General features: G+C 70.2%; 5 protein-coding genes and 1 pseudogene. All 6 read right to left on the bottom strand.

The annotated features are described in order from the left end of the window. Positions 1-499: crossover junction endodeoxyribonuclease RuvC (ruvC, locus tag G6021_RS00070; RefSeq protein ID WP_182610071.1), on the bottom strand; the 499-nt coding region annotated here is incomplete at its 3' end. Between the two features lie 59 nt (positions 500-558). Continuing rightward, positions 559-1311 carry a YebC/PmpR family DNA-binding transcriptional regulator gene (locus G6021_RS00065; protein ID WP_182610072.1) on the bottom strand — a complete coding sequence of 251 codons (753 nt, stop codon included), beginning with the start codon at positions 1309-1311 and terminating at the stop codon, positions 559-561. 81 nt (positions 1312-1392) lie between these two features. Beyond that, positions 1393-2010, bottom strand: coding sequence for a pyridoxal 5'-phosphate synthase glutaminase subunit PdxT (gene pdxT, locus G6021_RS00060; protein WP_179525380.1), 618 nt, complete (start codon positions 2008-2010; stop codon positions 1393-1395). Continuing rightward, positions 2007-2924: an acyl-CoA thioesterase II gene (locus tag G6021_RS00055; RefSeq protein WP_179525381.1), complete on the bottom strand. Its 918-nt coding sequence runs from the start codon at positions 2922-2924 to the stop codon at positions 2007-2009. The genes pdxT and G6021_RS00055 overlap by 4 nt, the downstream gene beginning before the upstream one ends. A gap of 7 nt (positions 2925-2931) precedes the next feature. After that, positions 2932-3837, bottom strand: coding sequence for a pyridoxal 5'-phosphate synthase lyase subunit PdxS (gene pdxS / locus G6021_RS00050; RefSeq protein WP_182610073.1), 906 nt, complete (start codon positions 3835-3837; stop codon positions 2932-2934). A 95-nt stretch (positions 3838-3932) separates the two neighbouring features. Next, positions 3933-4223 (bottom strand): annotated as a pseudogene (locus G6021_RS00045) (NUDIX hydrolase); the annotation flags it as partial.

Genomic DNA, 4223 nt, shown 5'->3' with positions numbered 1-4223 from the left:
CGTCGAGCGCGGCCACCCGGCCCTGCATGGGCGCCCGCCAGCTGTGGCAGACCGCCAGCGCCAGGGCGTCCGCGGCGTCCGCCGGGCTCGGGGGCTTCTGGAGGCCGAGGATCCGCGTGATCATCAGGGTCATCTGCTTCTTGTCGGCGCGACCGCTGCCCGTGACGGCGGCCTTGACCTCGGAGGGGGTGTGGAACGCGACCGGGATGTCCCGGTACGCCGCGGCCATGGCCACGACCCCGGCCGCCTGCGCCGTGCCCATCGCGGTGGACACCTGGTTCTGGGCGAACACACGCTCGATGGCCACCACGTCGGGCCGGTGAACGGCCATCCACTCGTCGGCCACCTCGTGCACCGCCCGCAGGCGACGCTCGAGCGGTTCGTCCGCACTCGTCCGCACCACGTCCACGTCGAGAGCGGTGACGGCGCGGCCCGGTGCCGTCTCGATCAACGCGAGACCGCACCGGGTCAGCCCGGGGTCCACTCCCATGACGCGCATCGAACCTCCGCCGACCAGTGGTAGAACCTACGTTCGAGACCCTACCAGCGACGCGGCCGTCAGGAGTCCAGGGCCGCCAGCACGTCGTCGGGGATATCCACGTTCGAGTAGACGTTCTGGACGTCGTCGGAGTCCTCGAGCGCGTCGATCAGGCGGAAGATCTTCCCCGCCCCCTCGGCGTCGACGGTGACCTCGACGGAGGCCCGGAAGCCCGACTCGGCCGAGTCGTAGTCGATCCCGGCCTCCTGGAGCGCCGTGCGGACCTGGACGAGGTCGGTGGGTTCGCAGATGACCTCGAAGCGGTCGCCGAGGTCGTTGACCTCCTCGGCCCCCGCCTCGAGCACCGCCATCAGGACGTCGTCCTCCTCGAGCTCGCCCTTGTCCAGGACGATCTCACCCTTCCGGGCGAAGAGGTAGGCCACGGAGCCCGGGTCGGCCAGGTTGCCGCCGTTACGGGTCATGGCCGTGCGGACCTCCATGGCCGCGCGGTTGCGGTTGTCCGTGAGGCACTCGATGAGCATCGCCACGCCGTTCGGGCCGTAGCCCTCGTACATGATCGTCTCCCAGTCGGCGCCGCCGGCCTCCTCGCCGGCGCCGCGCCGCCGCGCGCGCTCGACGTTGTCGCCCGGGACCGAGTTCTTCTTGGCCTTCTGGATGGCGTCGAACAGCGTCGGGTTGCCGTCGGGGTCACCGCCACCCGTGCGGGCCGCCACCTCGATGTTCTTGACGAGTTTGGCGAAGAGCTTGCCGCGCTTGGAGTCGATCGCCGCCTTCTTGTGCTTGGTGGTGGCCCACTTGGAATGGCCTGACATGGGGAGTTCCGCCCTCCGGGGTGTCTGGGGTGAGGCCTGGATGACCTCCGGGTGACTTACGGGTGTCGCTGACGGCCCACTCTACGAGGTCGCCGCCCTGACCATGTCGAGGAAGTACCGATGGACGCGCACGTCGTCGGTGACCTCGGGGTGGAACGAGGTCGCGAGGGCGTTGCCCTGGCGCACCGCGACCACGTGATCCTCGCCGTCCGAGGCGCGGACGCCGGCGAGTACCTCGACGTCCGGTCCCACCGTCTCCACCCACGGTGCCCGGATGAAGACCGTCCGAAACGGGTCGGGGCCGAGGGCGTCGACGACGAGGTCGGCCTCGAACGAGTCGACCTGCCGCCCGAAGGCGTTGCGCCGGACGGTCATGTCGATGGCGGAGAACCACGTGGCGTCCGGGCGGGTGTCGAGCACCACGGAGGCCAGCAGGATCATCCCCGCGCACGAGCCGTACACGGGCATCCCGCCCGAGATCCGCTCGGACACCGGCTGGTACATGTCGTACACGTCCAGTAGGCGGCTCATCGCGGTCGACTCACCGCCGGGCAGCACGAGCCCGTCGACCGTGTCCAGCTCCGATCGGCGGCGCACGGTGACGGCCTCCGCCCCGACGGTCTCCAGGTGGCGCAGGTGTTCGGCGACGTCGCCCTGGAGGGCGAGCACGCCGATCCGGGGGCGATTCGCCGCGCTCACCTGTGGTCCCCGCGGGAACCGGCGTCCCCGCGGGCGGCTGCGGTGCGGTCGGACCCGGTGCCCGACAGGTCCACAGGGAAGGGCTGCGCCCCCTCCCGGAGGCGACGCGACAACCCCTCCTGGGTGACCGCCGCGACGAGGCGCCCCGTCCGGTCGAAGATGCGGCCCTGGGTGAGGGCCCGGCCGCCGAAGGCGGACGGGGACGTCTGGTCGTACAGCAGCCAGTCGTCGGCCCGGAACGGGCGCAGGAACCACATCGCGTGGTCCAGGGAGGCGTCCTGGGTGGGCTCATCGGGGTGGATGACCTTGGCCGAGCTCAGCAGGGTCATGTCCGACATGTAGGCGAGCGTGCACACGTGGAAGTTGGGGTCGTCCGGCAGTTCGTCCACGCACCGGAACCACACCCTCTGCTGTGAGGCGATCTGCGAGGATCCGCGGAGCTTGTCGGGCGGCACCATCCGGATGTCCCACTGCGCCCACTCGTCCACGAAGACACGGTGGGTCTCGTCCAGGTCCTCGTACCGCGGCGCGGGGATCTCCTCGGCGTCGATCACGTCGGGAATCGGGTCCTGATGCTCGATCCCCTCCTGGTCGCGGAGGTGGAAGGAGGCCGACATCGAGAAGATGGGCTCGCCCTCCTGGATCGCGGTGACCCGCCGGGTGGCGAAGCTCCGACCGTCCCGCAGCCGGTCCACCTGGAAGACGGTGGGAGCCGACGGGATCCCCGGCCGGATGAAGTAACCGTGGAGCGAATGGACGTGCTTGTCGTCGTCGACGGTGCTGACCGCGGCGGTCAGGGTCTGACCGGCGACCTGGCCGCCGAAGGTGCGCTGCAGGTGGGTCTCGATCGGGTGACCGCGGTAGAGATCGCGGTCGATGCGCTCGATCGCGAGGATGTCCTCGATCTTGGCCACCGGTGGGTCACCAGCCCCGCTCGGCGAGCCGGTGCGGCTCCGGGATGTCGTCCACGTTAATGCCCACCATGGCCTCGCCCAGGCCACGGGAGATCTTCGCCAGGGTCTCCGGGTCGTCGTGGAAGGTGGTGGCCTTGACGATCGCCTTCGCGCGCTCGGACGGGTTGCCGGACTTGAAGATCCCCGAGCCGACGAACACGCCCTCGGCGCCGAGCTGCATCATCATCGCGGCGTCGGCGGGGGTGGCGATGCCGCCGGCGGTGAACAGCACCACGGGGAGCTTGCCGTTGCGCGCCACCTCCTTGACCAGGTCGTACGGCGCCTGGAGCTCCTTGGCGGCCACGTAGAGCTCGTCCTCGGGCAGGTTCTGCAGGCGGCGGATCTCCTGGCGGATCTTGCGCATGTGCGTGGTGGCGTTGGACACGTCACCCGTACCTGCCTCGCCCTTGGAGCGGATCATCGCCGCGCCCTCGGTGATGCGCCGCAGCGCCTCGCCGAGGTTGGTGGCGCCACAGACGAACGGCACGGTGAACTCGAACTTGTCGATGTGGTTGGCGTAGTCGGCCGGGGTGAGGACCTCGGACTCGTCGACGTAGTCCACGCCGAGCGCCTGGAGGATCCGTGCCTCGACGAAGTGGCCGATACGGGCCTTGGCCATCACGGGGATGGAGACGGCCTCGATGATCCCGTCGATGAGGTCGGGGTCGCTCATCCGGGCGACACCACCCTGCGCGCGGATGTCCGCGGGGACCCGCTCGAGGGCCATGACGGCCACGGCGCCGGCGTCCTCGGCGATCTTCGCCTGCTCGGCGGTCACGACGTCCATGATGACGCCACCCTTGAGCATCTCGGCCATACCTCGCTTGACGCGTGCGGTTCCGGTGGTGTTCTCGGTGGACTGCGGCTCGCTCACGAAATAGGCCTTTCCTGGCGTCGATGACTCGTAGTAGGCGTCCAGTGTAGGTCGCCCTGACCTCGGTTCCCCAACCGCCGCCCCACCGCGCCGGGTCAGCCTCCCGCGTGTGGGTGGTCGACGAGTTCGACGTAGTCGGGCATCGGGGCGCGCCCCGCGAGTCGGAGCGCCCTGACGGTCCCCTTCTCGCGCAGGGTCCTGGTGTCGCGGACCGCGTCGTTGTAGAAACTCCGCGCCATCGCGACCCTGTCGGACACGTCCTCGAGTTCGGCGGCCAGGTCGACCGGCAGCACGGCGACGTCCAGCCCGGCCAGCAGGGTGCCGAGGGTGTTCTCCGCCCTCTCGGCGTCCGGCGCACCGTCGTCCGCGGGCGGGCCGGGCCGGGC

This window comes from Dietzia sp. CW19 (genome assembly GCF_014145265.1).
In the GTDB taxonomy this organism is placed as follows: domain Bacteria; phylum Actinomycetota; class Actinomycetes; order Mycobacteriales; family Mycobacteriaceae; genus Dietzia; species Dietzia natronolimnaea.
Note: the sequence above shows the minus strand (reverse complement) of the source record. Positions and strands in the feature narration are given on the sequence as shown.